This window comes from Halomonas sp. (assembly GCF_034520545.1).
Lineage (GTDB): Bacteria > Pseudomonadota > Gammaproteobacteria > Pseudomonadales > Halomonadaceae > Halomonas.
The window spans coordinates 129,347-155,005 of record NZ_JAXHNN010000014.1 but is presented as its reverse complement, the minus strand read 5'-3'; the positions used below and the strand labels follow the sequence as shown (position 1 = coordinate 155,005).

Sequence of the window (25,659 nt, the reverse complement as noted above, 5' to 3'; positions counted from 1 at the left end):
CTTCATTGTGCCGTTTGCCAGGTTCTTTCAACCGGAGCGGTATATGTCGCCTATTCAATATCTTCCCGTTGATAATCAATTGCTCGCCGAGCTTCCCGTCGGCGAGCGAGACGCCTTCATGGCCGCCTGCGAGCCCGTGGAGCTGGTGTTCGGCGAGGTGTTGGTCAAGCCAGGCGAGCCGGTCACCCACGTTTATTTTCCCCTCGACAGCTTCATTTCACTGATCGTCATCCTCGAACCCGACAGTCGGCTGGAAGTCGCGATGGCGGGTCGAGAGGGCATGATGGGCATCTCCCTGTTGCTCGGTATCGAGGAGGCGCCGCTGCTGGCCCTGGTTCAGGGGGCGGGGACAGCCCTGCGCATTGATGCAGCCAACTTCCAGCGCCTGCTGCACAAGAGTCCTGCATTGCAGAAGCGGCTAGACCGCTATCTTTATGTCGTGATGAATCAACTGGCGCAGTCGGCGGCCTGCAACCACTTCCATCGGGTCGAGGCCCGTCTGGCCCGCTGGTTGTTGATGACCCAGGACCGCGCTGGTTCCGACCGGCTGCAGCTGACCCATGAATTCCTGGCCATGATGCTCGGGGTCAGGCGGGCCGGCATCACCCTGACAGCGATCGCCATGCAGACGCGGGGTCTGATTCGTTATCATCGTGGTGAAATCGAGGTGCTTGACCGGGAGGGTTTGATCGAGACTTCTTGTGGATGCTATAACGCCGATCGTGCGCTCTATGACAAGGTGTTGACCGCTACCTGAAAGCGCAATGGCAGTCGATGCCGGTCGGGACCTGATCTCGGCAGGTAGTGAAGAAACCTTCGGCATAAGAAAGGGCCCGGATGGGTCCTTTCTGGTATGTCGCTGTGGATCCTGCCTTATCTTCAGTCCTCCACGCGAATCCGGCCCAGGCTGTAGTCACCGCCATGATTGGCGAGGACGAACCCCTGGAAGGGCTCACGAAAGCTCGTGTCCCGTGCCTGGATGACGCGCCGGCCATCTACGCTGATTCGCATGTCGCCGTTCTGGTTGCGGGTCCAGGCCAGGGTGTGGAAGCTGCCGTCCTCGAGGTTGAGGGAGTCATTGCTGCTGGCGATCACTTCGCTGCTGTTGCTGGTCAGTCTCATCAGGCTCATGCCGGGATTTGAATTCGGGTGATAGACCAGCCGGTATCCGCCGCCCGGACGGTTGCCCTGGAAGACACCCATTTCGAGGCTTCCTTCCTTCAGACGGGAGGCTAGCTCAAGTTCCATCTCGAAGGCGTTACGGATCGGAGAAGAGACGAAGATCCTGGCGGATTTGCGTGGCTGTTGGCGCTGCCTCGGGTTGCACGTTGCCCGTCTGCTCGAGGATCAGTTGCAACATGGCCAGGCCGATGTCCTCCGGCCGATCGGAGCGCAGGCTGGGTGTCGTCGAGGCGTTCTCGTCCGGGATCTCGACCACAGTGCGCAAACCGTCTCGATCGACGCTGAAGCGCCCGCTGAGAACTGTCCAGGCCGGGTTTCGGCGGTAGTCACCGTCGCTGAAATCGTCCTGCAGGGCGACCCGAGGCGAGGCTGTGGGTTGCGGCTGGGCGGGCGCCGCCACTTCCTGTTCCTGTCGCTCCGTCTGGCGCAGGCGCTTCAGCAGGTCGGATGTGGCATGGCCATTGACGGCAAGACCCGCGTCGGTCTGGTACTGGCGTATCGCACTGCGGGTTCGGCTTCCCATGAGGCCATCTGCCGGGCCGGCGTCATAGCCGAGTCGATTGAGCTCGCGCTGAATCTCGGCCACGCCTTGCCGATCGGAGAGGGTCTCGATGGCGGGCCGCGATGCTGTTGTCGCCTGCGTCGATGCCGGTGTCGATTGTGAAGAAGATGCCGTTTCCGGTCGCCAGCCGCGCGCGGCCCGCTGCGCCTCGGCGATCTGCTGTGTGGTCATTCGCTCCGCGACCGCGTTGCGCGCCTCAGCCGCATGGCGATGGCCTCGTGAAGCCGCCAGGTTGTACCACTTATGCGCTTCGACGAAATTCTGGGGGGTGCCGTTGCCGGCTTCGTGCATGCGACCCAGCATGTACTGGGCATCAGCGTCCTCACCGCGGGCGAGCTCGCGGAATTCCTGGATGGCTTCTCGGTATTGCTGCCGCTCGTAGTTACGCATGGCGCCGGCATAATCGGCGTTGGCCAGCGCAATGTGACTGGACAGGAGCAAAAGAAATACGAATCCTTTGATAATCATCACGGGGCGTCTCCAATGAAGATAGGCGGCATTTTATCTGCCGCCTCGGTGCCTCACCGTACTGTCTTGTCTCTCGACTCGCTCCTCGCTTGTCTCAGCGAAGGCCGAGAACGGAAAGCACCACCAGCACGATGACGATTGCACCGACAATATACACAATATTATTCAAGTCATTATCCTCTGTGGTGTATTTCCCAGTTTCAGGATGGCGATGGGATTCATGTCATGATGGCGTCGCAATCCATGTGACGCGAAGGGTAACTTCCTGTATAGGAGGTTTCCTTGCCGTCCATACTGTTGATCCTATGTCTCGGTGGGCCTTCCAGTCTGTGCGCTGGCGGACATAATAATTGCGTGTTTCTGCTCTATCGTATATCGAACTTGCTTTTTTCCTAACGTTTTGCACAACGCGGCGCGTCCCGCAAGGAGGCGTGATGAGTACTGATAGCACCGGCGACCGGCAGGGCCCACAAGCCTTGAAAGTCCCCCAGGCCCCCGTCGAGGAGGCGTTGGAAAAAGAGCGCCATGAGCTTTTGCAACGCCTGGGAAATTGGCTCGAAGTGCCGATGCTGATCCTCGCTTTCGTATGGCTGGCATTATTGGTCGGAGAATTGGTCTGGGGCGAGAGCTTGTCGTTCGAGATCGTCGGAACGCTCATCTGGGGCGTATTCATTTTCGACTTCGCCGTGGAGTTTTTGCTCGCCCCGGGCAAACGGGTATACCTCAAACGTAACTGGCTGACCGTTCTCTCGCTGCTGGTGCCGGCGCTGCGGATCTTTCGGGTCTTTCGTGTGGTCCGGTTGTTACGGGTGGCGCGTGTGGGGCGTGGGTTGCGTCTGTTTCGCGTCGTCAGTTCGCTCAATCGCGGTATGCGCGCCCTCGGCGCGAGCCTGCAGCGTCGCGGTTTCGGCTATATTTTGGCCCTCACGGTGTTGGTTGCGTTAGCTGGTGCGGCCGGGATGTTCGCCTTCGAGAGCGACGTGCCCGACGGCTTGGACACCTATGGGGAGGCGCTGTGGTGGACCGGTATGATCATGACCACCATGGGTTCGCAGTACTGGCCGGTGACCTTCGAGGGACGCCTGCTGTGCGTCCTTCTCTCGCTGTATGCCTTCGGCGTATTCGGTTACGTGACGGCGACACTCGCGACCTTCTTCGTCGGCCGCGACGCCGAAAATGATCAGGCCGAGTTGGCGGGCGCCCGGGAGCTGGCGGCTCTTCGACGCGAGCTGACTGCGCTGCGCGAAGATATTCAGGGCCTGGCGCCTCGCCCGCCCCAGGAAGATCGCTGACCCGCGTTGCCAAACTGTCAGGTCGCTTTGCCTGCTGTGCATGGCCATGGCCGGGCCCTGCGCAATTCTTCCACCATCACTGGATGCGAGCCGGTGAACGCGCATGCGAGCTTCGGCGGCCCGGCGCTGCGGTACGTCTGCTGGCGGCCTCGACGTGTTCATCGTCTGGCGATGATCCACACGGCGTGAACGATGCCCGGAATATAGCCGAGTAGCGTCAGAAGAATGTTGATCCAGAAATGCTTGCCGATACCTTCCTGCAGGAAGACGCCGAGCGGCGGCAAGAGGATTGCGACGATGATGCGTAACAGGTCCAATGGCTAGGCTCCTGAGTGAGATGGGATGCCGTTTCGGCGCTATTTCGCGGCATTCGTCAGTGTCAGTGCGTTGACGTCAGCATCTCGTCATGCTGATTTTCCGCAATGCTGCATATGCCGGCCAGTTGAGTGTTTAATGATAAGTAACGAGGGCTGCCGGGTCGGTGCCATAGCACACATAGCCGTTCGGCGCATCGAAAGTGAGTCGGCACTGTGCGTCAAGACTACCTGGACGTCACGACAATGAGCCGTCTTGATGGTGCAGGGCGAACATTTCCTCGGCGATATGGTCTAGAATGGTGTTGGGTCGGCCATCGCGAGAGACGCAGCGGTTGACCCTCTGGTGTGTTGCCCCCCTTGCGGAGCGCATGAGCGGCGGCACCTGGTGTAATGCAGGGGGAGCCCCTGCCGGTCACAGTGGTAGACACGATGACAATCATGACTTCCCGTGTAGATCTGCGCGAGCAGCTCGCACGCACCTATTGCCCCACCCGTATTCCCGCCGATGACGAGGCGCGCATCGCGGAGATCAAGCATCTGCTCGAGGCCAACAATGCCGTGCTGGTGGCGCATTACTATACCGACGATGCCATCCAGCAGCTGGCCGAGGAGACGGGCGGTTGCGTGGCTGATTCCCTGGAGATGGCCCGTTTCGGAGCTCGCCACGAGGCCGACACCCTCGTAGTGGCCGGCGTGCGCTTCATGGGCGAGACCGCCAAGATACTCTCCCCGGAGAAGCGCGTGTTGATGCCCACTCTGGAGGCGACATGCTCGCTGGATGTGGGCTGTCCGGCCGATGAGTTCAGCGCTTTCTGTGATGCCCATCCCGACCGTACCGTGGTGGTCTATGCCAATACCTCCGCGGCGGTAAAGGCGCGGGCCGACTGGGTGGTGACTTCCTCGATCGCCGTGGATGTGATCGAGCACCTCCAGGCCAGGGGCGAGAAGATCCTTTGGGCGCCCGACAAACACCTGGGTGGCTACATCCAGAAACAGACCGGTGCCGACATGTTGCTCTGGGACGGTGCCTGCATCGTCCACGAGGAGTTCAAGGCCAAGGGGGTCGAGGATCTCAAGGGGCTTTATCCCGAAGCCGCGGTGCTGGTGCACCCGGAGTCACCGGCCTCGGTGGTCGAGCTGGCCGACGTGACGGGGTCCACCTCCCAACTGATCAAGGCCGCCAAGGAATTGCCCAACGACAAGCTGATCGTCGCCACCGACCGCGGCATCTTCTTCAAGATGCAGCAGGCGGTTCCGGAGAAGACACTCTTCGAGGCGCCTACCGCCGGCAATGGTGCGACTTGCAAGAGCTGCGCTCATTGTCCCTGGATGGCGATGAACGCCCTGGACAATCTGGCGGGTACCCTGCGAGATGGTTCTGGCGAGATATTCGTGGATGATGCGCTTCGTCTGGCGGCCCTCAAGCCGCTGGAGCGAATGCTCAACTTCCAGACTTAATAGCGCCTATTGAAATTTCTCTAGCGTCTCCCGGTAACCGATAAAAGCTTCACGACGCCGCTCGATTTGGCTGGACGCGGCGTTGTCGCCTTCGCTTTCGGCTACGTCCTTCGCCACCTCGAGCTGGCGGATGGCGCGGTCGATATGGCCAGTGAGCTGCAACTGCTCGGCGCGGGCCAGGTGGCCCCAGGCCTCGCGGCCGCTGCGACCGGCGGCCTCGGCGAGCAGGGTGAACACCTGCGGGTCCTCGGGACGGGCGTCGGCCAGGTCGCGCAGCACGCGATAGGCCTCGTCGGCGTTGCGCTGCAACAGTGCCTCCCCCAATAGCCGGCTCGCCGGCGAATAATCCGGCATCAACCGTAGCTGGCGACGGCTGCGGTTGATGGCCTCGTCGATGCGGCCGGCCTCGAAGGCGACCTGGGCCGCCGAGGCAGGAAGCATGGCCAGGTCGGGCAGTGTTCGTGCCAGGGCGTCAAGCTCGCCGAGAGCCCTGTCGATGCGCCCGGCCCGGGCATCGACCAGCGCGGCCAGGTAGCGCTTGGCCGATTCCGGGGCCTGATCCTGTGCCAGGCGAGTGATGGCCTGCTGCGGGTCGCGGTCATGGACCGTCAGCAGCGCCCGGGCTCTCACCAACTGATAGTGATGATCTGTGCTGCGTGGTGCCGTCACGGTGATCTGGTCGGCGCGAGCCTGAGTATCGCTGATGCGTGACTCGGTTACCGGGTGAGTGAGGAGAAATTCAGGGGGGGTGCCCCCTTGCAGGCTCACCATGCGTTGCATGGCACGGAACATCTTCACCATGGCGTCCGGTTCATAGCCGGCGTCGGCCATGGCCTGCAGGCCAACGCGGTCGGCCTCCTGCTCGAAGCGTCGCGAGTAGCTCAGCTGGTCCTGGATGAGGGCCGCCTGTGAGCCCATGGCGGCGGCGATGCCGGCATCGCCGCCGCCCCCGGCAGCGATCAGCATCCCGGCGAGCATGGCCGCCATGGCCGGGATCTGAGTCTGTTCGGCGCGTTCCTGGCCGCGAGCATAGTGGCGCTGGGAAAGATGGCCGAGCTCGTGGGCGATCACCGAGGCCAGCTCGGCTTCACGTTCGGCGAAGGCAAACAGTCCGGCATTGACGCCGATCACCCCGCCGGGCACTGCGAAGGCATTGAGCAGACGGCTCTCTACCAGGGTAACGGCGATTCGGGCGTCTCCCAGACCACTGTGAGGCAGCAGGCGGGCCACCAGTGACTCCACATAGTCCTGGGCGATGTCATCCTGCCATTCGGGGGCCCGGGCGCGAAACTGGCGCAGCCAGGCGCGACCCAGGCGGTATTCCTCGCCACTGATGGCCTGGCTGCCACTGCCGGACAGGCTGGGCAGTCCGTAATCACCCCCGGACGTGGTCGCCGGGTTACGGGTCAGGCCGGGTGCCTCGTAGCGGTCGGGGGACTGGGCCTGGGACGGCAGAACGAGTACCAGGCTCAGGGCGCAGGCGGGTAGACAATATCCGGTTCGACGCAGCATGACCGTCCTCGTCAAGGGGGCGAAAACAGTGGCAGTTAACCTGCTCTGACATTGATTCGGCCTGCAAAGTGCCTTTAAATCGCAGGAACTTGCGTGCGGCCTGATGGGCCGGCATGTCCTGACTGCATTTTCCCGGGAGACACCATGGCGCTGCAACCCGATGACCTGCTCGATGCCCGCGGTCTTCCCTGCCCTTTGCCGCTGCTCAAGGCCAAGCAGTCCCTGGCACGCCTCGTGCCTGGCCAACTGCTGGAGGTGATGGCCACCGATGCGGGCTCCTGGCGCGACTTCGAGACCTTCGTTGCCCAGAGTGTGCACGAAATGCCAGCCAGGGAAGAGCGAGGTGACGTCTACCATTACTGGATCCGCAAGGGTGGGGAGCCGGCTTCATGACGCTGAGGTCGGTCTTCAAGGGTTGGATCGATCACTATTTCTCGGATGAGGAGGCGGTGATCCTGCTGGTGGTGCTGGTGCTGGGGTTTGCGGCTGTGATCCTGTTCGGACGCATGCTGGCGCCTTTTCTCACTGCGCTGGTGGTCGCCTTCCTGCTGCAGGGGCCGGTGAGCTGGATGGAACGGCGCAGGATGCCGCGCTTGCTGGCGGTATTCGTGGTGTTTCTCGCCTTCATCGGGATACTGCTGGCGCTGGCCTTCATCCTGATGCCGCTGATCTGGAACCAGCTGGTGGGTCTGGTCCAGGAGGCGCCGCGCATGTTTGCCAGCGGTCAGCGGTTACTGGACGACCTCCAGGAGCGCTACCCCAATCTGATTACTCCCGACCAGATGCAGAACTGGATCGACGTAGCTGGCCGCGAGGTGACGCAACTCGGCCAGCGGGCCCTGACCTTGTCACTGGCCTCGCTGGGCAACGTACTGACACTGATCGTCTACCTGATCCTGGTGCCGATCCTGGTGTTGTTCATGCTTAAGGATCGCGATCTTCTGGTGGGCTTTACGACATCGTTGCTGCCCCAGCGGCGCGAGCTGATGACGCGCGTCTGGGAGGAGATGGACGACCAGATCGCCAACTACGTGCGTGGCAAGGTCATCGAGATCATCATCGTCGGCAGCGTGGCCTTCTTCACCTTCACCTACTTCGGGCTTCCCTACACGGCGCTACTGTCTGTGGTGGTGGGCCTGTCGGTGCTGGTGCCCTATATCGGGGCGGCGGTAACCACCCTGCCGGTGGCGGCGGTCGCCGGTTTCCACTTCGGCCTGACGGATGAGTTTGTCTATGTGCTGATTGCCTATGGTGTGCTGCAGGCGCTGGACGGCAATGTCCTGTCGCCGATCCTGTTCTCCGAGGCGGTCAATATCCATCCGGTATCGATCATCCTGGCGATCCTCTTCTTCGGCGGGATCTGGGGCTTCTGGGGGGTCTTCTTCGCTATCCCCCTGGCGACCCTGATCAAGGCGCTGGTCTACGCTTGGCCACGGGGCATCAAACAGCGTCACCTTCAGGAATCGACCGAGACGCCTGCCGAGCGGTGAGCGTGGCGAGGCGCGGAAGGTCATTTGCGTGAAGCAAAGCGGTGAGAGCGTTCAGCCGTCGTGCAGTGCCTGGGCGGCTTCCAGCACCTCCTGAGCATGGCCCTTGACTTTGACACCGCGCCACTCGCGGGCAAGCTTGCCGTCGGCATCGATCAGGAAGGTGCTGCGCTCGATCCCCAGGTGCTCCTTGCCGTAGAGCTTCTTTGGCTTGATGACGTCGAACAGCCGGCAGACTGATTCGTCCTTGTCGGAGATCAGCGTAAAGTTGAAGCCCTGCTTGGCCTTGAAGTTCTCCTGGGCGCGGATGCCGTCCCGAGAGACGCCGAAGATCAGGGTGTTGGCGGCATCGAAGATCTCCTTGCGGTCGCGGAAGTCGCCGCCTTCGGTGGTGCATCCTGGGGTACTCGCCTTAGGGTAGAAGAAGATCACTACCTGCTGTCCTTTCAGCTCGGAGAGGGTGACGGTGGTATCGCCGGTGGCAGTGGCGGTGAAGTCCGGTACGGGCTCGCCGAGACTGACGCTCATGGTTGTGCTCCTGTCGTGGATGAGAGAATGAACCCTGATTACACGTAACCCGTGGCGAACTGTAAAGTCGCGGCTGTACAGGCTCGCGAGGCCTGAGTACCATCTGGCCCCTGGTACCGGGGCAGCTTCCGGGGTGTTGCCCGAGGCCCGAGAGGCCGCGAATGCAGGCGAATCGAGAGGAATCGAGAGGATGATCACTGGCAGTATCGTCGCGCTGGCGACGCCGATGAAGGTCAACGGCGATATCGACTGGGAGGCCTTGCGCCGCCTGGTACACTTTCATCTCGACAACGGCACCGACGCGATCGTGGCAGCCGGCACCACCGGTGAGCCAACCACCATGTCGTTCGCCGAACATTTCGATGTCATCCGTACCGTAGTTGAGGAGGTGAACGGGCGGATCCCGGTCATTGCCGGCACCGGCTCCAACAATACCACCGAGGCGGTGGAACTGGCCCGTTATGCCAGTGAGGTCGGTGCGGACTGCTGTCTGACCGTGGCGCCCTATTACAACAAGCCTACGCAGGAAGGGCTCTACCGGCACTTCAAGGCCATCGCCGAGAGTAGTGACCTGCCGGTCATTCTCTATAACGTGCCGGGGCGCACCTGCTCGGACATCTACAACGAGACCGTGCTGCGCCTGGCCGAGGTCGACAAGATCATCGGGCTCAAGGACGCCACCGGCAACCTGGAGCGTGCCGAAGACCTGATCGCGCGCCTCGAGGGTAGCGGCTTCATGCTATATTCCGGAGACGACGCCACCGCCTGCGACTTCATGCTGATGGGTGGCCATGGCGACATCTCGGTGACCGCCAACGTGGCTCCGCGGGCCATGCACGAGCTTTGCACGGCTGCCGTGTCCGGAGGGGCTGATCGGGCTCACCAGATCAACACACGCCTGATGCCGCTGCATACCAACCTGGGAATCGAGTCCAATCCGATTCCAGTCAAGTGGGCGTTGTATCGCATGGGTCACATAGAGCCTGGCATCCGGCTGCCCTTGACCTGGCTCTCCGAGAAGTACCACTCCACCGTCAGCGAGGCCCTGCAGCTGGCGGGCCTGATCGACGACTGAGCGGTGCCCGACACCGCACTCCGCACAACATTAGGCAAGGTGGATGCATGAACTCTGCGCTGAAAGGGATGCCGCTTGTGGCGGTCATCGTCCTGGCCATGGCCGGCTGTGCCCGTGATGGCTACTATCATGACCGCAACCTCGACTATGACGAGGCCGAGGAGAGTGCGCCCCTGGTGCTGCCAAACGCCCGCAAAGTCGAGCGTTACCGGGATGCCATGCCGGTTCCCGAGGTCGGCGGTGCGCGCCCCGCCGAGAATGGCGTCGTGGAGGCACCTCTTCCCCAGGCCCTAACGCCCGGGGGCAGCATGGAGCGAGGCTATGTCGAGCGTCGCGCAATCGGCGACGAGCGCTGGCTGGTGGTGGGCGCCGAACCGGCAACGGTCTGGCCGGAGCTCGAGCGTTTCGTGCGCAGCCGTGGCCTGACCGTCACCGCCAGCGATTCCCGCCGCGGCATCCTGGATACCGATCAGGCCAGGTTCAGCGTCCGTCCGGCGCTGCGCAGTGGCGACAGCGAGATACGCTGTGAGCAGGGCGGGACCCCCCAGGGGTCCTGCTTGACGGCGCTGGAACGACACTTCGAGGCACTCAGCATGTCGTCGAGCGCGTCCTCGCTGGCCGTGCAGCGTTCCGAGACCCAGGATCGTGCGAGGTTCGAGCAGCGTGGCGACGACTGGCAGGTCGTCTTGCCCTTCGAGGCGGACCGTCTCTGGTCCGAGTTCAGCCACCAGCTGGAGCTAGCCTTCGCCGTCGAAGGACGTCGCGAGTTGCTCCAGCGTGATCCTGCGTCGCGCAGTTTCCTGGTGAGCTACCTGACTCGTAGTGAACGGCAGCGAGGCCTATTGCGTTCGCTGGCCACTCTGAACTTGGGGGATTCTCCCCAGCAGGTCCGCCTGGTGCTGGAGGCGTATGGACCCGAGGAGACCGTGCTCAAGGCGCTGAGTGCCGACGAGGAGCCGCTCTCCACCGAGGACCAGCGCGAGCTTCTCGAGCGGGTGGCGGGTCTGTTGCGCTGATGAGTGGCATGGTGCGGGGCGCGCAAGGGCGCCTCTCCTTTGCCTCACTGGGCAGCGGCAGCAAGGGCAATGCCACTCTGGTCAGCGATGGCGAGACGCACCTTCTGGTCGACTGTGGCTTCACCCTGCGCGAGACCGAACGACGCCTGGCCCGCCTGGGGCTGCATCCCCGCCAACTCGATGCTCTGCTGGTCACCCACGAGCATGGCGATCATGTGCGGGGCGTCGGCCCCTTGGCCCGGCGTCATGGGGTGCCGGTCTACCTGACGCCGGGCACCTGGCTGTCGGGTCGGCTCGGCGAGCTGCCCCAGCGCCACTGGATCACCCCTCAAAGCCAGTTCGCAATCAAGGGCTTGACCATCGATCCCGTCACCGTGCCCCACGACGCCCGGGAGCCCGTGCAGTTTCGCATCGTGGCCGGTAAGTGGTGTCTCGGGCTTTTGACCGACCTGGGGCATCCCAGTGCGCATGTGGTCGAGGCCTTTGCCGGCTGTGATGGCATTGTGCTGGAGTGCAACCACGACCCGCGCTTGCTCGCCGAGGGACCCTATCCCGCGAACTTGAAGCGTCGGGTTGGCGGTGACTGGGGGCATCTGGCTAATGGTCAGGCGGCCTGGCTGCTGCAGCGGCTGGGGCTCGACCGCCTGCAGCGTATCGTCTGTTCCCATCTCTCCGACCAAAACAACCGTCCCGAGCTGGCCCTGGAGGCTCTGGTGCCGCTGCTCGACGGCGATGAATCACGGCTGAGGGTCGCCGCTCAGGATGCTGGCGTGGCGTGGCAGACCCTCGGCTGACCATTCTGACTCTTATCCGCGCCTCTGGAGGCCCCCATGGAAAAGCGCCAAGAACTCTATGCCGGCAAGGCCAAGTCGGTCCATGCCACCGACGACCCCGATCGCCTGATCCTGACCTTCCGCGATGACACCAGCGCCTTCGATGGCGAGCGCATGGAGTCGTTGGCCCGCAAGGGGATGGTCAATAATCGCTTCAATGCCTTCATCATGGAGAAGCTCCAGGCGGCGGGCATCCCCACCCATTTCGACCAGCGCCTCTCCGACACCGAGAGCCTGGTGAAGCGACTCGAGATGATCCCGGTGGAGTGTGTGGTGCGCAACATCGCCGCCGGTGGCCTGGTCAAGCGCCTTGGCGTGAAAGAGGGTCAGGCGCTCGATCCGCCCACCTTCGAGCTGTTCCTCAAGGATGATGCTCTGCACGACCCCATGATCAACGAGTCGCTGGCCGAGACCTTCGGCTGGGCGACCCCCGAACAGCTGGCCGAGATGAAGGCGCTTACCTTCCGGGTCAACGGGGTGCTCAAGCAGCTGTTTGCCGACGGTGGCCTGCTGCTGGTGGATTACAAGCTGGAGTTCGGCCTGTTCAAAGGCGAGATCGTGCTGGGCGACGAGTTCTCCCCGGACGGCTGTCGCTTGTGGGACGCCAGGACCCGCGAGAAGCTCGACAAGGACCGCTTTCGCCAGGGGTTGGGTGGTGTGATCGAGGCGTACGAGGAGGTCGGTCGTCGTATCGGCATCGACTTCGACTGAGGCCACAGGCGTGTCGCGAGAAGGGCCCTGCGGGGCCCTTTTCACGTCTTGGTTTTGGTCTGAACGAGCTCGACCACCCTTAGGGTGGTGGGGCCGGCTGGCTCCTGAAGCGCCTTAAAGCGCACATCCACATCGCGCAGCCTGACGCCGTAGATCCGCTTTTCAGCACGCCTGCGGTAGGCAGGGCGGGGGTCTTGGGCTAGCACCTGGTGGATCAGTTCGCGCAGTGTGTCACCGTCGGAGCGCCCGGCCAGCACGGCTTCGGCCTCGGGCGAGAGGCTGACCGCAAGGGTCGGTGGCGGCTCAGGAGCGAAGCCGGCGAGGGCCTCGGGGCGGGATTCCACCCAGGGCAGATAGGGCTTGATGTCGAGCACCGGGGTGCCGTCGACCAGGTCGACGCCGCGAAGCCGCAGGCGTACTCCGTGAGAGGTGTCGATGTCGACCAGTTCCACCAGCGACAGCCCCAGACGGTTGGGTCGGTGGGTGCTGCGGCTGGCGAAAACCCCCATCCGAGAGTTGCCGCCTAGGCGAGGTGGGCGGACCAGCGGGGTCCAGTCCGCTGGGTCGTGCGGTTCCGGGCTGAGGTGGAAGACGAAGGTCAGCCAGAGGTGGCTGAAGGCTTCCAGGCCGCGCATCGCCAGGGGGTCAGTGAAGGGAGGGACCATCACCAGGGTCGCTCGGGCCGCCGTGGCCAGCCCGGGTTGGCGGGGGATACCGAACTTGTCCGGGAAGTCGCTTTCGATGATGCCGATGGTCCTCAGTTGGAAGGCGTCGGACGGGTCGTTCATGGCATATCCTGACGGTGTTCAGCCGCGGGGCTTGGCCCGGCGGCGTGGCTTGGGTAGTCTGCGGTTCGGGTCATCATTTCAGGAAAATCTCGCATGGGTCTTGCCGATATCGAAAAAGGTTCCGAGACGGCCGAGCAGTCCCCGTCCGGACAGCGTCGTGGACCGCGAATCGTCTATCGCAAGGCACGGTCTCGTGATGGCGTCGACCAGGCCGAGGTCTTCCATCATGCCGTGATGCAAGGCGCGTCGGGACACTACTCGTTGGCCGAGCGCCAGGCATGGGCGATGGTGCTGCCGCGGGATGGTTGTGCCTGGGCGGCGCGCCAGGCGCTCTATACGACCCTGGTTGCCGACTGTGAAGGCCGCTGCGTGGGGTTCCTGGAACTGGATATCCCCCGCGGGCGGATCGAGACCCTCTATGTCTGGCCGTCGCTGGGTCGGCGCGGGATCGGCTCGACTCTGCTGGTGCATGCCGAGCGCCTGCTGCTGGAGCATGGCGTGACCCGGGTCAGTATCATGGCCAGCGCCGTGCTGGTGGATGGCTTGGTGCATCGTGGTTGGACGTCGCTGGGGGAGGACTGGGTAGAGCGCGGCGGTGAGCGACTCTACCGGCAGCGCCTCGAGAAGGCGCTCGTCGCGGTCGAGACCTGAGGGCGTCGTTCAGGCCTCTCGTTCGAGGATACGCATCGACAGGTCGATGGCCTGGATATCCTTGGTCAGGGCGCCGCTGGAGATGCAGTCCACCCCGGTCTCGGCGATGGTGCGCAGGGTGCCTTCATCGACGTTTCCCGAGGCCTCCAGGGTGGCGCGTCCGGCAGTGCGTCGTACTGCCTCCCGCATGTCATCGAGGCTGAAGTTGTCGAGCATGATCACGTCGGCCCCGGCGGCGAGCGCCAGGTCCAGCTCCTCGAAGGTTTCCACCTCCACCTCCACCGGCAGGTCGCGGGCGATGCTGCGCGCTTCGCGCACGGCGGCCGCGATGCCGCCGCAGGCGGCGATGTGGTTCTCCTTGATCAGGAAGGCATCATAGAGGCCGATGCGGTGATTGTGGCCGCCGCCGCAGGTCACCGCGTATTTCTGTGCGAGCCTCAGGCCAGGCAGCGTCTTGCGAGTATCCAGCATGCGCACCCCGGTCCCCTCGAGCAGGTCCACGTAGCGACGGGTGCGGGTTGCCGTGGCGGAGAGGGTCTGCAGCAGGTTGAGCGCAGCTCGCTCCCCGGTAAGCAGGCTTCGCGCAGGGCCCTCCAGCTCGAGGAAGGCCTGGCCTGGCGCGAGGGCGTCGCCGTCGGCGGCCTGCCAGTGCAGCGCGACTCGGGCATCGAGGCGTCGGTACAGTTCGTCGACCCAGGCCACGCCGCACAGCACCGCTGCCTCCCGGGTGATCACCCGAGCCCAGGTTATCTGCTTGTCGGGAATCAGCTGAGCGGTGATGTCGCCGGGGCCGACATCCTCGGCCAGCAGCCGGGCGGCACTGTCACGGATCTCTTCGGCGAGGGCATCCTGGTAATGCATGGCGTGTCCATCTCTGTGCGGGAAAGCGTGAGACCGTCATTATAGGGAAACCCATGCATCGACGTCAGGGAAAAACCATGTGCATCGACAACGGCTGGCTACAGGGAGCCCGCAGGGTTCCCTCGCCCAACCAGGACGAGCGCCCCACCGGTGAGGTTTCACTGCTGTTGCTGCACGCCATCAGCCTGCCGCCCGGTGTCTTCGGGGGCGAGCATATCGAGCGGCTGTTTACTAACCGGCTCGATCCCGAGGCAGACCCCTTCTTCGCGGCCATCGCTGACCTGCGCGTTTCGGCCCATCTGCTGATCCGGCGGGGCGGCGAATGCGTGCAGTTCGTGCCCTTCGAGGCGCGGGCCTGGCATGCCGGCCGCTCGCGGTGGCGGGACGGAGAGGTCGAGCGCCGGGCATTGAACGATTTTGCCTTGGGCATCGAGTTGGAGGGCGACGAGATCAGCCCCTATACGGGAGCACAGTACCGAGTGCTCGCAGCCGTCACACGAGCATTGCTCGGTGCCTATCCGTCCCTCGACGAGACACGCATCACCAGCCATGCCCGGGTAGCGCCACTGCGCAAGAACGACCCGGGCCCCGCCTTCGACTGGGCCTATTTCCGCCAGGAAATAGAAAGAATACGTTCCTGAAGGATGCTAAAGAGGTGTGAATGACCGTGCCGAATGGCACGCTCGCTTCATACGGTAGTTTAGCTACAACTGTCTGAGATGGGTCGGTTTCGATGGGTAGGGGGCACCTAATCTACTGTGCTGCGGTGCAATATATTTATATGGAATATTTTTCCATTCTATCTTGAATTGGCAGAAGCCGGCGTTTACGGTATCTTCGCGCCAACGGCAGCGGCATTACATACTTCTTGTAAAATAACTACAGGCCTGATGCGTTCGGCCCCCATTAACGTACATGAGCTCCACTCGCCCCTCTTCGGGGGCTGTAGCCCTTACCGTCATTCGGAGAGACGTCTATGAGTCTGGAAACAAGAGAAGATCTCGATCCGGTCGAAACCACGGAATGGCTTGATTCCCTGGAGTCGGTCCTGGATCGCGAGGGCGAGGATCGTGCCCGGTACCTGATGACGCGCCTGGTCGACCGCGTACGTCGTGATGGCATGCAGGTACCCTTCTCGGTGACCACCCCACATCGCAACTCCATCCCGGTGCATCGGGAGGCGCCACTGCCGGGGGATATCTTCATGGAGCGGCGGATTCGTTCGCTGGTCCGTTACAACGCGATCGCCCAGGTGATTCGCAACAATCGCGCGAACCCGGGGCTGGGTGGTCACATCGCCAGCTTCATGTCGGCGGCGACTCTCTATGATGTGGGCTTCAATCACTTCTTCCGCGCCCCGAATGGCGACTTCGAGGGCGACCTGGTCTACATCCAGGGCCATGTGGCGCCGGGCGTCTACGCGCGTTCCTATCTGCTGGGCCGGCTCACCGAAGACCAGATGGACAAGTTCCGCCAGGAGGTCGATGGCGACGGCCTCTCGTCCTATCCGCACCCCTGGCTGATGCCGGACTTCTGGCAGTTCCCTACCGTATCCATGGGCCTCGGGCCGATTCAGGCCATCTACCAGGCTCACGTGATGAAGTATCTGGATGCCCGTGAGCTCAAGAACATGCACGATCGCAAGATCTGGTGCTTCATGGGCGATGGAGAATGTGACGAGCCGGAGTCCCTGGGCGCCATTCATCTGGCCAGCCGCGAGAAGCTCGACAACCTTATCTTCGTCATCAACTGCAACCTGCAGCGTCTGGATGGCCCGGTTCGCGGCAACGGCCGCATCATGGATGAGCTCGAAGGGGTCTTCCGCGGTGCCGGCTGGAACGTTCTCAAGGTCGTCTGGGGCCGCCTCTGGGACCCGCTGTTCGAGAAGGACAAGAAGGGCGTCCTGCAGAAGGTCATGGACGAGACCGTCGATGGCGAGTACCAGAATTTCAAGTCCAACGGCGGCGCCTACACCCGTGAGCGTTTCTTCGGCAAGTATCCCGAAACCGAGGAGATGGTCAAGGACCTGTCGGACGAGGATATCTGGAAGCTCAACCGGGGCGGCCATGACCCCTTCAAGGTATATGCGGCTTATCACGAGGCGACTCAGAATGCCAACGGCCGCCCCACCGTGATTCTGGCGCACACCGTCAAGGGCTACGGCATGGGTAGCGGCGACGGTGAGGCCGCCAACGAGGCCCACCAGGTCAAGACCATGGAGTACGAGGCGCTCAAGACGTTCCGCGACCGTTTCGGCATTCCGTTGAATGACGAGCAGCTCAAGGAAGTGCCGTACTACAAGCCCGAGGATGATTCTCCCGAGCTCAAGTACATGCACCTCCAGCGCGAGCGGCTGGGTGGCTACGTGCCGAGTCGGCGCAGCGACTTCGAGGCGCTGGACATTCCGCCGCTGGATGACAAGATCTTCGCCTCGCAGACCGGCGGCTCCAAGGGCCGTGAAGTGTCCACCACCATGGCCTTCGTGCGTGTGCTGAACGGCCTGGTCAAGCACAAGCAGCTGGGACCCAGAGTCGTACCGATCATTCCCGACGAGGCACGTACCTTCGGCATGGAGGGCATGTTCCGCCAGCTAGGCATCTACACCTCAGAGGGGCAGAAATACGAGCCGGTCGACAAGGGCCAGATCATGTTCTATCGCGAGGATCAGAAGGGTCAGATCCTCGAGGAGGGCATCACCGAGGCCGGTGCCATGTCGGCGTGGATCGCTGCGGCGACCTCGTACTCCAACAACAACATCACGCTGCTGCCCTTTTATGTGTATTACTCGATGTTCGGCTTTCAGCGCATCGGCGATCTCGCCTGGTCGGCCGGCGACATGCAGGCGCGAGGCTTCCTGATCGGCGGCACCGCCGGGCGGACCACGCTCAATGGTGAAGGTCTCCAGCATCAGGATGGTCATTCGCATATCCTGGCCTCGACCATCCCCAACTGCCGCTGCTACGACCCCACCTATGCCCATGAGGTGGCGGTCATCGTCCAGGACGGCCTGAAGCGCATGTTCTCCGACAAGGAAAACTGCTTCTACTACCTGACGGTGATGAACGAGAACTACGAGCACCCCGAGCTCGAAACGGTGCCGGCGGAGGACATCATCAAGGGCATGTATCTGCTGCGCGAGACCTCGGGCGACAAGGGTCATGTGCAGTTGATGGGCTCGGGCACCATCCTTCGCGAGGTCGAGGCTGCCGCCGAGATGCTGGCCGATGAGTGGGGCGTGGGCTCTGATATCTGGAGCGTCACCAGCTTCAACGAGCTGCGCCGCGAGGCCCTGGAGATCGATCGCCAGGCCTTCATCAATCCCCAAGCCGAACCGGGCAAGCCTCACGTTACCGCCTGCCTGGAAGACCGGAAGGGACCGGCGATCGCTGCTACCGACTACATGAAGTTGTTCGCCGACCAGGTCCGCGCCTGGGTGCCGACCAACTACCATGTATTGGGAACCGACGGCTTCGGTCGCTCCGATACCCGCGAGAAGCTTCGCGCCTTCTTCGAGGTCGACCGCCGCTTCGTGACCGTGGCCGCACTCAAGGCGCTGGCCGACCGTGGCGAACTGGATCGCAAGGTCGTCGGCGAGGCGCTCAAGAAATACGGCATCGATCCGGCCAAGCCCAACCCGCTTGAGGTGTAAGGCGCCGATCGAGTGAAACGGTGGCATGGCGGGCCCACGCGGCCCGCCCCCGTCAAGAGTTTGAAGGAGCGCGACCTTGAGTAGCGAAATCATCAAAGTTCCGGACATCGGTGGCGATACCGATGTGGAAATCATCGAGATCGCGGTGGCCGAGGGCGATGTCATCGCTCCCGAGGACACCCTGATCACGCTGGAGTCCGACAAGGCCAGCATGGACGTGCCGGCGCCGAAGGGCGGCAAGGTGGTCAAGGTGCTGGTCAAGGAGGGCGATACCGTCTCCGAGGGCGACGATATCGTCGAGATCGAAGCCGAGGGAGGCGGCGACGCTGAAGAGGAAAGCGAGGCCGAGGAGGAAAGCGAGGCCGAGGAGGAAAGCGAGGCCGAGGAGGAAAGCGAGGCCGAGGAGGAAAGCGAGGCCGAGGAGGAAAGCGAAGCCGAGAAGAAGAGTGAGGCCTCCGAGACACAGCAGCAGTCTGAACCGCGCCCGGAGAAAGCTACCGAACAGAAACCCGCGGCCAAGTCTGGCGGTGGCAAGCGCACCGTGGAGGTCAAGGTTCCTGACCTGGGCGGCTCAGCGGATGTAGAGATCATCGAGGTGGCGGTGGCCGAGGGCGACGAGGTGGCCGCCGAGGATACGCTGATCACCCTGGAGTCCGACAAGGCCTCCATGGACGTTCCGAGCCCCCATGCCGGAAAGCTGGTCTCTCTCACCGTCAAGGAGGGTGACACCGTCTCCGAGGGCGACGTGATCGGCACCATGGAGATCGTGAACGCGAGTGCCGATGAGGATGGCGGCGACGCAGAGCCCGCTGCCGAGAGTTCCCCGGCGCCTCAGGCCAGCACCGCGCAGGATCAAGCACCGGCCGAGGAGAAGGGCGTCGGCAGTGGCGAGCCCGAGCGCAAGGAGATTCGTGTGCCGGACCTCTCAGGCTCTGCCAATGTGCCGATCATCGAGATCGCCGTCAGCGCTGGTGACGAGGTCGATGAGGAGGATCCGCTGATCACCCTGGAGTCCGACAAGGCCTCCATGGACGTCCCCAGTCCCTACAAGGGCAAGCTGGTCGAACTGACCGTCAAGGAGGGCGATAGCGTCTCCGAGGGCGACCTGATCGGCTATATCGAGGTGGCCGGCACTCCGGTGGCCGGCACTCCGGTGGCCAGCACTCCGGTGGCCGGAGACAAGTCGTCGACCAAGCAGCCCACGGAGAAGGCGAGCGAGGCGCCCAAGGCCGAGAAGCCCAAGTCGTCGACGCCTGCCGGCTCGCCGAGCCCCGAGGCTCAGATGGCCGCTCACAAGCCGCGCGACGGTAAGCTGGTTCACGCCGGCCCGGCGGTGCGCATGCTGGCGCGTGAGTTGGGTGTCGACTTGGGGCTGGTCAAGCCCAGTGGCCCGAAGGATCGCGTCCTCAAGGAGGACGTCCATGCCTACGTCAAGCAGGTAATGGCCGGCAAGGCTGAGGCACCTGCCGCGGCGGCGCCGGCGGCAGGCGGTAGCGGTATTCCGCCGATCCCGGATCAGGACTTCAGTCAGTTCGGCGAGGTGGAAGAGAAACCCATGGGCCGCCTGATGAAGATGGGCGCCACCAACCTGCATCGCAGCTGGGTCAACCTGCCCCATGTCACCCAGTTCGACGAGGCGGACATCACCGAACTGGAGGCGTTCCGCAAGTCGATGAAGGCCGAGGCTGAGGCACAGGGCGCCAAGCTCACGCCGCTGCCCTTCCTGATCAAGGCCTGTGCCTTTGCGCTGCGCAAGTTCCCGCAGTTCAACGTCAGCCTGAGGAGTGACGGCGAGACGGTGGTTCACAAGAAGTACGTGCACATCGGTATTGCCGTGGACAGCCCGGATGGCCTGATGGTGCCGGTGATCCGCGATGCCGATCAGAAGTCGCTGATCGAGCTGGCCAAGGAGTCCATGGAGCTGGCCAAGAAGGCCCAGTCGAAGAAGCTCAAGCGCGAGGAAATGACGGGTGGCTGCTTCACCATCTCCAGCCTGGGTTCCATCGGGGGCACCGCCTTCACGCCGATCGTCAATGCCCCGGAGGTGGCCATCCTTGGCATCTCCAAGGCGCAGACCAAGCCGGTGTGGGATGGCCAGGCGTTCCAGCCGCGGCTGATGATGCCGCTGTGCCTCTCCTATGATCATCGGGCGGTCAACGGCGCCGATGCGGCGCGCTTCACCGCCTTCCTGGGCCAGGTGCTGACGGATATCCGTCGGCTGCTGCTGTAGCACGGCACCCTGGGTGGTACAACGGCGCCTCAAGGCGCCGTTGTCGTTCTTGATCGGCGTTATCGCGCAGGGCAGACCAAAGTGCTATTCGGCCCCAATGGTCTGATATGCTGTACTTTTTCTGATTTATACGACGTGCTGGTGGCTCCGTCGCTTGTCTGGGCCTGACGGCACGGTTATCGTTCGGATCACCCCTTTCCTCGTGTACGAGAGTCACATTTCAAGGAGCAGTCAGATGCGTTTGATCCTGTTGGGCGCCCCCGGTGCCGGCAAGGGCACCCAGGCCCAGTTCATCTGCGAGCGGTTCGATATCCCGCAGATCTCAACCGGCGACATGTTGCGTGCCGCGGTGAATGAAGGCACCGACCTGGGGCTCAAGGTCAAGGAGATCATGAACAGCGGGGGCCTGGTGTCCGACGACATCATCATTGCTCTCGTCAAGGAGCGCATCAGCCAGCCCGACTGCGCCAACGGCTTCCTGTTCGATGGTTTCCCGCGCACCATCCCCCAGGCTCAGGCCATGAAGGATGCCGAGGTCAAGATCGATCACGTGCTGGAGATCGCCGTGGACGACGAGGAGATCGTCCAGCGTCTGGCCGGTCGGCGTGTGCACCCGGGATCTGGCCGGGTCTATCACGTCGAGTACCAGCCGCCCAAGGAAGAGGGCAAGGATGACGTCACCGGCGAGGCGTTGATCCAGCGCGACGACGACCGCGAGTCCACCGTGCGCAACCGCCTGGCGGTCTACCACGAGCAGACGGCGCCGCTTGTCGACTACTATCGGCAATGGGCAAAGGAAGACCCCGAGGCGGCGCCGGAATATCATCGGGTCGAAGGGGTGGGCAGCATCGACGACATCACTGCCCAGGTGATCGAGGCGCTGGAAGGCTGAGCAACTGTCACCCTTTGTTACCGAAGGCCCGCCATGCGCGGGCCTTCGTCGTTGGCGGTGGTGCACGTATAATGCTCCGACACTTCTCGCCGTGACCGCTTGCCCATGCCGACCCTGCTGGCCCTGGATGCCTCCTCGAGCGCCTGTTCCGCCGCCCTGCTGCGCCGCCGCGAAGGCCTCGACGACGAACTGATCTCACGCTTCGCCCTGACCCCGCGGGAGCACACCCGGCGGTTGCTGCCGATTGTCGATGAGGTGCTCGCAGAGGCCGGTCTGCCGGCCTCTGCGCTGGACGCCGTGGCCTATGGCCGAGGGCCGGGCTCCTTTACCGGCCTGCGCATTGCCGCTGGAGTCGCCCAGGGGCTCGCCTTCGGCCTCGACCGACCGCTGGTTGGCGTTTCGACCCTCGAGGCGCTGGCCCTCGGCGCCCATCGTCGCCACCATTACCGCTGGCTGATCACCGCGCTGGATGCGCGCATGGGCGAAATCTACGTGGCGGCCTGGCAGTGCCATGAAGGCAGGCTCATGGCACTGACCGAGGAAGTCGTGATGCCGCCGGAACGGCTGAGTCTGCCCGCCGGCCATGACGACCACGACTGGATCGGTATCGGCTCCGGATGGACCCTGTGGCACCAGATGCCCGCCGATGTGCAGGCCGGCATGGGGCTCTGCCTGACCGAACCTGAAGCCGATGCCGCCGACATGGCCCTGCTGGCCATGCGCGAGTTGGAGGCCGGACGAGGCCAGCCAGCTCATCTTGCCCAGCCGGTCTATCTGCGCGACCGAGTCGCCTGGCAGAAAAGCCGATGAGGCCTGCCGTGCCGGTGGGGGTGGAGGACCCGGCCCTGGCGGCGCGCCTCGGCCTGCCTCGGGCCGTGGAGGGCGAGGCCGAGCTGCTGCTGGTTCGCCAGGGTGACCGCTTGGTGCTGGCCGGCGATCCGAAGCGCTATGGTCATCCACTGGCCGTGGATTTCGTCGCCGGGCGTGCCGCTCATCGGCGTCGCTTCGGCGGCGGCCGTGGTCAGCTGGTCGCCCGCGCCTGTGGCCTGGCCAAGGGCGTCACGCCCTCGGTGGTGGATGCCACCGCGGGGCTCGGGCGTGATGCCTTCGTGCTGGCGAGCCTGGGGGCGGAGGTGCTTCTGATCGAGCGGGTCGCGGCAATCTTTGCGTTACTGGAGGACGGCCTGGCCCGGGCACGTGTCGATCCCGAGATTCGCGGTATCGCCGCCCGCATGGCACTCGTCCACGGCGATGCGGCCCTTGGGCTGGAGGCGCTGGTGGCGAGCCGCGCGGTAGCACCCCAGGTGGTCCACCTCGATCCCATGTTCCCTCATCGTGACAAGTCCGCGCTGGTCAAGAAGGAGATGCGACTCTTCCGCACCCTGGCCGGGGATGACCCGGATGCCCCGCGGCTGCTGGAGGCGGCACTGGACGTAGCCTCCCATCGGGTGGTGGTCAAGCGGCCCCGCAAGGCCCCCTCCATCGAGGGGCCGCGGCCCCGTCACGTCATCGAGGACAGGACCAGCCGCTATGACCTCTACGTCCACCGCCGCCTGGATGCCTGACTTCATTCTTCGTCCGTGCGACTGACTAGCTGCAGCCGATGGCGCAGTGCCGGATCGAACAGCGCCCGGCTCCGCTGGGCTGCCTCGCGCAGGCGGTCGTCGAAAAACAGGCGGCCGTCATCGGTGTACAGCCATCCCTCAGCTTCCAGGCTCTCCACCAGCCCTGAAAACAGCCGGGTATCGAAGAATTCCGGTGCATCCAGCCCCGAGAGCAGTGCCAAGCGCTCGGCGAACTCGCGGCTACGTACGGTCAGCTCATCGGCCTTGAAGTGCCCCGCAGGCTCGCTCAAAAGCACCGACAGCAGCAGGTAGCCGCGCTCGAGCGACGGCTGCATCAAGCCACCCAGCATGCGCAACTGCTCCCCGGCCTCCAGCGACTCTCGAGGCCGTCGCCAGCCGCCGGCGTGATGTTCCAGCAGCCCCGCTTCGACCAGGACGTCGAGCATTGAGGCCAGGTCCTCTCGCAGCGAAGCCGGAGCAGGAATCATCAGCTCTCGGGTCAGGATCGGCCAGCCGGGGGAGAGCAGGGCCTCAAGGTCATCCAGGTCGTGGCATGCCTGGTGGCGGAAGGCGAAGGCGGTGAGCCCGGCGAGCGCGAAGAGATGCAGCACGTTGTTGCGATACCAGCCCAGCTGGCCGGCCCGGCGTTCGTCGGCGACGATGATGTCGCCCAGCGGGTGCGGTCGGCGCTCGACCATCTCCAGGGCGAGCACCCGCTCGAGCCAGGCATCGGGTGTACCGTCCGGGAGGCTGGCATGGCGGCCTCCCGGGAGACGTTGTTGCAGGGTCACAAGCAACGCCAGCTGGCGCTTGAGCAGACTGGCCTCGATGGCATGATGCGGTGTGGCCAGCAGGACCAGGGCCACCAGATTGACTGGGTTGAGAGCGGCCGCCGCGTTGATGCACCGCGAGAGGGTCTCGCTCAGGCGGGGCACGACCCGGGTGAGCCAGGGCGGGCGCGGGTCGTCGAGCCGTTGTTGCCAGCCGGGTACTTCCTGGTCCAGGAAGTCCCGCAATGACAGTGGCTCGCCGATGTTGACGGTCACCTGCCCGAAGGGCTGGCGGAGCTGGCCGATTACCCGCAGCAGTCCCCATGGACTCTCCTTGCGCTTCCTGCCGCCATGCAGCTCACGCTGGTAGCTACCACTCTCGAGGATGCGCTCGTAGCCGATGTAGACCGGTATGAACACCAGTGCTTGGCCACCGCCACTGGCGTTGCGCAGGTAGGAGCGCAGGGTCATCGACAGCATGCCCGGCCGGGCCGGCAGCATGCGGCCGCTGCGCGAACGTCCACCCTCGATGAAGTACTCCAGCGGGTGACCGCGGGCGATAAGGCGGTGCAGATACTCGTTGAAGACCGCAGCATAAAGGCGGTTGTCGCGGAAGCTGCGGCGCATGAAGAAGGCGCCGCCGCGACGCAGCAGCGGGCCGATCAACGGCATGTCGAGGTTGCGTCCGGCAGCGATGTGCGGAGGCATCAATCCGTCGCGATAAAGCACGTAGGAGAGCAGTAGATAGTCGATGTGGCTGCGGTGGCAGGGGACGTAGACGAGGGTGTGGTCGCCGGCGATGTCTTTGACCCGCTCCAGACCCTTCACTGTCACGCCGTCGTAGAGGCGGTTCCAGAGACGCCGCAGCAGGCCGGCCATGAAGCGTAGCACCGGGTAGGTCATGTTCGAGGCGATCTCGCGGCCGTAGCGGCGGGCCCGATCCTCGAGGCGCGCCGGTGAGCGCTGCTCCGCGGTCGCCACTTCGTGGATGATGCGGCGCACCCCGGGACTCGCCGCGACGCCCTCGATCAGGGTTCGCCGATGGGAGAGATCCGGCCCCAGCACCCGGGTGCGCAGGCGTCGGAAGTGCACCCGCAGCAGCCTGGCGACCTTGCGATTGGTGAGGCTTGCCTCTCGCTCGTCCAGGAGGTCGCTGAGCCTGAGCGGGGTGCCGAGATGGACCTCCACATCCTTGCCGTTGATGATCACCGACAGTAGACGGCGAAGTCGTCCGGTGAGCTGCCAGCTGTCCGCTGCAAGCAGTTGCCAAAAGCCGAAGCGTTTGCCTGGGGCACGCCCCCAGAAGATGCTCACCGGCACCAGTTGAACGTCACGGGCGGGGTCCAGGCGGCACTGCTCGATCAGCGAAAGGAAGGGCGCCTCCGGTCGTCGCGTGCGGCGCCAAAGGCGGCGGCTTTGACCGGGTAGCGGCAGGCTGGCGGGCAGGGAGATCGTGCCGATGGTCCGACGGCCGCCGGCCGGCGGTAGACCATGATGTCGCGTCAACGATTCCAGCAGCAGGGTGTCGGAGAGTGCCGGATGCGGCAGTACATAGAGAGTCGGGAGCGTTGGCTCCAGAGGGAACGCGCCAGGGTCGGGCTCGATCAGTCGGATCTGGGCCCAGCGGGCCATCAGTCGCTTTAGCGGCGCGCGCAAAGCGCCGCTCAGCATGTGTGCAAGGCCCATCAGGTCGCCATTGCTGAGTGCAAAGCGTCAGTATAGCGGCACGATTGCCGATAGTCAGGGGTCCGGGCTTTTCCCGGACCGGCAAACATGCGTCAATGCTGTAACGGTATGTGACAGAGACGATGC

At 63.9% G+C, this 25,659-nt stretch carries 24 protein-coding genes; 16 read left to right on the top strand and 8 right to left on the bottom strand.

All coding sequences use genetic code 11. The features are described 5' to 3' along the window. Positions 1–43 precede the first annotated feature (43 nt). The gene (locus tag U5L98_RS15875) at positions 44–757 is read left to right on the top strand and encodes a Crp/Fnr family transcriptional regulator (RefSeq protein WP_322559267.1); all 714 of its coding nucleotides are present in this window, start codon (positions 44–46) and stop codon (positions 755–757) included. 122 nt (positions 758–879) lie between these two features. Here U5L98_RS15875 and U5L98_RS15870 read toward each other — a convergent pair whose 3' ends face one another. Together U5L98_RS15870 and U5L98_RS15865 are read right to left on the bottom strand one after the other, a co-directional pair. Then, positions 880–1,248 carry a hypothetical protein gene (locus U5L98_RS15870; RefSeq protein ID WP_322559266.1) on the bottom strand — a complete coding sequence of 123 codons (369 nt, stop codon included), beginning with the start codon at positions 1,246–1,248 and terminating at the stop codon, positions 880–882. A gap of 10 nt (positions 1,249–1,258) precedes the next feature. Continuing rightward, positions 1,259–2,212 (bottom strand): peptidoglycan-binding protein, encoded by a 954-nt coding sequence (locus U5L98_RS15865; protein ID WP_322559292.1) that lies wholly within the window; start codon positions 2,210–2,212, stop codon positions 1,259–1,261. Positions 2,213–2,646: 434 nt separating this feature from the next. Between U5L98_RS15865 and U5L98_RS15860 the strand changes: the two genes are divergently transcribed. Continuing rightward, positions 2,647–3,504 carry an ion transporter gene (locus tag U5L98_RS15860; RefSeq protein WP_322559265.1) on the top strand — a complete coding sequence of 286 codons (858 nt, stop codon included), beginning with the start codon at positions 2,647–2,649 and terminating at the stop codon, positions 3,502–3,504. Between the two features lie 158 nt (positions 3,505–3,662). On the opposite strand, the gene U5L98_RS15855 is transcribed toward U5L98_RS15860, so the two are convergent. Then, positions 3,663–3,821: a YqaE/Pmp3 family membrane protein gene (locus tag U5L98_RS15855; RefSeq protein ID WP_322559264.1), complete on the bottom strand. Its 159-nt coding sequence runs from the start codon at positions 3,819–3,821 to the stop codon at positions 3,663–3,665. A 429-nt stretch (positions 3,822–4,250) separates the two neighbouring features. On the opposite strand from U5L98_RS15855, the gene nadA reads away from it, so the two are divergent. Next, positions 4,251–5,279, top strand: coding sequence for a quinolinate synthase NadA (gene nadA, locus U5L98_RS15850; RefSeq protein ID WP_322559263.1), 1,029 nt, complete (start codon positions 4,251–4,253; stop codon positions 5,277–5,279). A 6-nt stretch (positions 5,280–5,285) separates the two neighbouring features. Here the strand turns inward: nadA and U5L98_RS15845 are convergent, their stop codons facing one another. After that, positions 5,286–6,791 carry a M48 family metalloprotease gene (locus tag U5L98_RS15845; protein WP_322559262.1) on the bottom strand — a complete coding sequence of 502 codons (1,506 nt, stop codon included), beginning with the start codon at positions 6,789–6,791 and terminating at the stop codon, positions 5,286–5,288. A 144-nt stretch (positions 6,792–6,935) separates the two neighbouring features. Here U5L98_RS15845 and U5L98_RS15840 point away from each other — a divergent pair, with 144 nt between their 5' ends. Next, a complete protein-coding gene (locus U5L98_RS15840; RefSeq protein WP_322559261.1) occupies positions 6,936–7,184 on the top strand; it encodes a sulfurtransferase TusA family protein in 249 nt (82 codons plus the stop codon). Then, on the top strand, positions 7,181–8,281 hold the full coding sequence (locus U5L98_RS15835; protein WP_322559260.1) for an AI-2E family transporter: 1,101 nt from the start codon (positions 7,181–7,183) through the stop codon (positions 8,279–8,281). The genes U5L98_RS15840 and U5L98_RS15835 overlap by 4 nt, the downstream gene beginning before the upstream one ends. 51 nt (positions 8,282–8,332) lie before the next feature. Here the strand turns inward: U5L98_RS15835 and U5L98_RS15830 are convergent, their stop codons facing one another. After that, on the bottom strand, positions 8,333–8,806 hold the full coding sequence (locus U5L98_RS15830) for a peroxiredoxin (protein WP_322559259.1): 474 nt from the start codon (positions 8,804–8,806) through the stop codon (positions 8,333–8,335). A 190-nt stretch (positions 8,807–8,996) separates the two neighbouring features. Between U5L98_RS15830 and dapA the strand changes: the two genes are divergently transcribed. The 4 genes from dapA to purC are packed head-to-tail and all read left to right on the top strand — an operon-like array spanning position 8,997 to position 12,441. Continuing rightward, positions 8,997–9,881 (top strand): 4-hydroxy-tetrahydrodipicolinate synthase, encoded by an 885-nt coding sequence (gene dapA / locus U5L98_RS15825; protein ID WP_322559258.1) that lies wholly within the window; start codon positions 8,997–8,999, stop codon positions 9,879–9,881. A gap of 47 nt (positions 9,882–9,928) precedes the next feature. Beyond that, a complete protein-coding gene (locus U5L98_RS15820) occupies positions 9,929–10,897 on the top strand; it encodes a lipoprotein, NlpB (protein WP_322559257.1) in 969 nt (322 codons plus the stop codon). Further along, positions 10,897–11,691, top strand: coding sequence for an MBL fold metallo-hydrolase (locus U5L98_RS15815; protein ID WP_322559256.1), 795 nt, complete (start codon positions 10,897–10,899; stop codon positions 11,689–11,691). Before U5L98_RS15820 ends, U5L98_RS15815 begins: the two co-directional genes overlap by 1 nt. 36 nt (positions 11,692–11,727) lie before the next feature. Then, entirely contained in the window at positions 11,728–12,441 is a 714-nt protein-coding gene (gene purC, locus U5L98_RS15810; RefSeq protein ID WP_322559255.1) for a phosphoribosylaminoimidazolesuccinocarboxamide synthase, read from the top strand. A 41-nt stretch (positions 12,442–12,482) separates the two neighbouring features. On the opposite strand, the gene tsaA is transcribed toward purC, so the two are convergent. Continuing rightward, the gene (gene tsaA / locus U5L98_RS15805) at positions 12,483–13,229 is read right to left on the bottom strand and encodes a tRNA (N6-threonylcarbamoyladenosine(37)-N6)-methyltransferase TrmO (protein WP_322559254.1); all 747 of its coding nucleotides are present in this window, start codon (positions 13,227–13,229) and stop codon (positions 12,483–12,485) included. 93 nt (positions 13,230–13,322) lie between these two features. Between tsaA and U5L98_RS15800 the strand changes: the two genes are divergently transcribed. Beyond that, positions 13,323–13,880 carry a GNAT family N-acetyltransferase gene (locus U5L98_RS15800; RefSeq protein ID WP_322559253.1) on the top strand — a complete coding sequence of 186 codons (558 nt, stop codon included), beginning with the start codon at positions 13,323–13,325 and terminating at the stop codon, positions 13,878–13,880. 9 nt (positions 13,881–13,889) lie between these two features. Here U5L98_RS15800 and nadC read toward each other — a convergent pair whose 3' ends face one another. Then, the gene (gene nadC / locus U5L98_RS15795) at positions 13,890–14,741 is read right to left on the bottom strand and encodes a carboxylating nicotinate-nucleotide diphosphorylase (protein ID WP_322559252.1); all 852 of its coding nucleotides are present in this window, start codon (positions 14,739–14,741) and stop codon (positions 13,890–13,892) included. A gap of 77 nt (positions 14,742–14,818) precedes the next feature. On the opposite strand from nadC, the gene ampD reads away from it, so the two are divergent. The 6 genes from ampD (at position 14,819) to U5L98_RS15765 (ending at position 23,077) form a co-directional block, all read left to right on the top strand. After that, a complete protein-coding gene (ampD, locus tag U5L98_RS15790) occupies positions 14,819–15,382 on the top strand; it encodes a 1,6-anhydro-N-acetylmuramyl-L-alanine amidase AmpD (protein WP_322559251.1) in 564 nt (187 codons plus the stop codon). A 335-nt stretch (positions 15,383–15,717) separates the two neighbouring features. Continuing rightward, positions 15,718–18,390, top strand: coding sequence for a pyruvate dehydrogenase (acetyl-transferring), homodimeric type (aceE, locus tag U5L98_RS15785; RefSeq protein WP_322559250.1), 2,673 nt, complete (start codon positions 15,718–15,720; stop codon positions 18,388–18,390). Positions 18,391–18,466: 76 nt separating this feature from the next. Beyond that, positions 18,467–20,620 (top strand): dihydrolipoyllysine-residue acetyltransferase, encoded by a 2,154-nt coding sequence (gene aceF, locus U5L98_RS15780; RefSeq protein ID WP_322559249.1) that lies wholly within the window; start codon positions 18,467–18,469, stop codon positions 20,618–20,620. 235 nt (positions 20,621–20,855) lie between these two features. Then, entirely contained in the window at positions 20,856–21,512 is a 657-nt protein-coding gene (gene adk, locus U5L98_RS15775) for an adenylate kinase (RefSeq protein WP_322559248.1), read from the top strand. Positions 21,513–21,617: 105 nt separating this feature from the next. Beyond that, a complete protein-coding gene (gene tsaB / locus U5L98_RS15770) occupies positions 21,618–22,322 on the top strand; it encodes a tRNA (adenosine(37)-N6)-threonylcarbamoyltransferase complex dimerization subunit type 1 TsaB (protein ID WP_322559247.1) in 705 nt (234 codons plus the stop codon). Further along, positions 22,319–23,077, top strand: coding sequence for a class I SAM-dependent methyltransferase (locus tag U5L98_RS15765; RefSeq protein ID WP_322559246.1), 759 nt, complete (start codon positions 22,319–22,321; stop codon positions 23,075–23,077). The genes tsaB and U5L98_RS15765 overlap by 4 nt, the downstream gene beginning before the upstream one ends. Positions 23,078–23,079: 2 nt before the next feature. Here U5L98_RS15765 and plsB read toward each other — a convergent pair whose 3' ends face one another. Next, a complete protein-coding gene (plsB, locus tag U5L98_RS15760) occupies positions 23,080–25,533 on the bottom strand; it encodes a glycerol-3-phosphate 1-O-acyltransferase PlsB (protein ID WP_322559245.1) in 2,454 nt (817 codons plus the stop codon). Positions 25,534–25,659: the final 126 nt, after the last annotated feature.

What these genes read in the sequence shown, in the direction of transcription:
- U5L98_RS15860 (WP_322559265.1), top strand. Translation starts at nt 2,647, where the DNA reads ATGAGTACTGATAGCACCGGCGACCGGCAGGGCCCACAAGCCTTGAAA.
- U5L98_RS15835 (WP_322559260.1), top strand. Translation starts at nt 7,181, where the DNA reads ATGACGCTGAGGTCGGTCTTCAAGGGTTGGATCGATCACTATTTCTCG.
- ampD (WP_322559251.1), top strand. Translation starts at nt 14,819, where the DNA reads ATGTGCATCGACAACGGCTGGCTACAGGGAGCCCGCAGGGTTCCCTCG.
- adk (WP_322559248.1), top strand. Translation starts at nt 20,856, where the DNA reads ATGCGTTTGATCCTGTTGGGCGCCCCCGGTGCCGGCAAGGGCACCCAG.
- U5L98_RS15875 (WP_322559267.1), top strand. Translation starts at nt 44, where the DNA reads ATGTCGCCTATTCAATATCTTCCCGTTGATAATCAATTGCTCGCCGAG.
- tsaA (WP_322559254.1), bottom strand. Translation starts at nt 13,229, where the DNA reads ATGAACGACCCGTCCGACGCCTTCCAACTGAGGACCATCGGCATCATC.
- purC (WP_322559255.1), top strand. Translation starts at nt 11,728, where the DNA reads ATGGAAAAGCGCCAAGAACTCTATGCCGGCAAGGCCAAGTCGGTCCAT.
- U5L98_RS15870 (WP_322559266.1), bottom strand. Translation starts at nt 1,248, where the DNA reads ATGGAACTTGAGCTAGCCTCCCGTCTGAAGGAAGGAAGCCTCGAAATG.
- U5L98_RS15815 (WP_322559256.1), top strand. Translation starts at nt 10,897, where the DNA reads ATGAGTGGCATGGTGCGGGGCGCGCAAGGGCGCCTCTCCTTTGCCTCA.
- U5L98_RS15800 (WP_322559253.1), top strand. Translation starts at nt 13,323, where the DNA reads ATGGGTCTTGCCGATATCGAAAAAGGTTCCGAGACGGCCGAGCAGTCC.
- plsB (WP_322559245.1), bottom strand. Translation starts at nt 25,533, where the DNA reads ATGGGCCTTGCACACATGCTGAGCGGCGCTTTGCGCGCGCCGCTAAAG.
- nadA (WP_322559263.1), top strand. Translation starts at nt 4,251, where the DNA reads ATGACAATCATGACTTCCCGTGTAGATCTGCGCGAGCAGCTCGCACGC.
- U5L98_RS15845 (WP_322559262.1), bottom strand. Translation starts at nt 6,791, where the DNA reads ATGCTGCGTCGAACCGGATATTGTCTACCCGCCTGCGCCCTGAGCCTG.
- aceE (WP_322559250.1), top strand. Translation starts at nt 15,718, where the DNA reads ATGAGTCTGGAAACAAGAGAAGATCTCGATCCGGTCGAAACCACGGAA.
- U5L98_RS15830 (WP_322559259.1), bottom strand. Translation starts at nt 8,806, where the DNA reads ATGAGCGTCAGTCTCGGCGAGCCCGTACCGGACTTCACCGCCACTGCC.
- dapA (WP_322559258.1), top strand. Translation starts at nt 8,997, where the DNA reads ATGATCACTGGCAGTATCGTCGCGCTGGCGACGCCGATGAAGGTCAAC.
- tsaB (WP_322559247.1), top strand. Translation starts at nt 21,618, where the DNA reads ATGCCGACCCTGCTGGCCCTGGATGCCTCCTCGAGCGCCTGTTCCGCC.
- nadC (WP_322559252.1), bottom strand. Translation starts at nt 14,741, where the DNA reads ATGCATTACCAGGATGCCCTCGCCGAAGAGATCCGTGACAGTGCCGCC.
- U5L98_RS15865 (WP_322559292.1), bottom strand. Translation starts at nt 2,212, where the DNA reads ATGATTATCAAAGGATTCGTATTTCTTTTGCTCCTGTCCAGTCACATT.
- U5L98_RS15820 (WP_322559257.1), top strand. Translation starts at nt 9,929, where the DNA reads ATGAACTCTGCGCTGAAAGGGATGCCGCTTGTGGCGGTCATCGTCCTG.
- U5L98_RS15840 (WP_322559261.1), top strand. Translation starts at nt 6,936, where the DNA reads ATGGCGCTGCAACCCGATGACCTGCTCGATGCCCGCGGTCTTCCCTGC.
- U5L98_RS15765 (WP_322559246.1), top strand. Translation starts at nt 22,319, where the DNA reads ATGAGGCCTGCCGTGCCGGTGGGGGTGGAGGACCCGGCCCTGGCGGCG.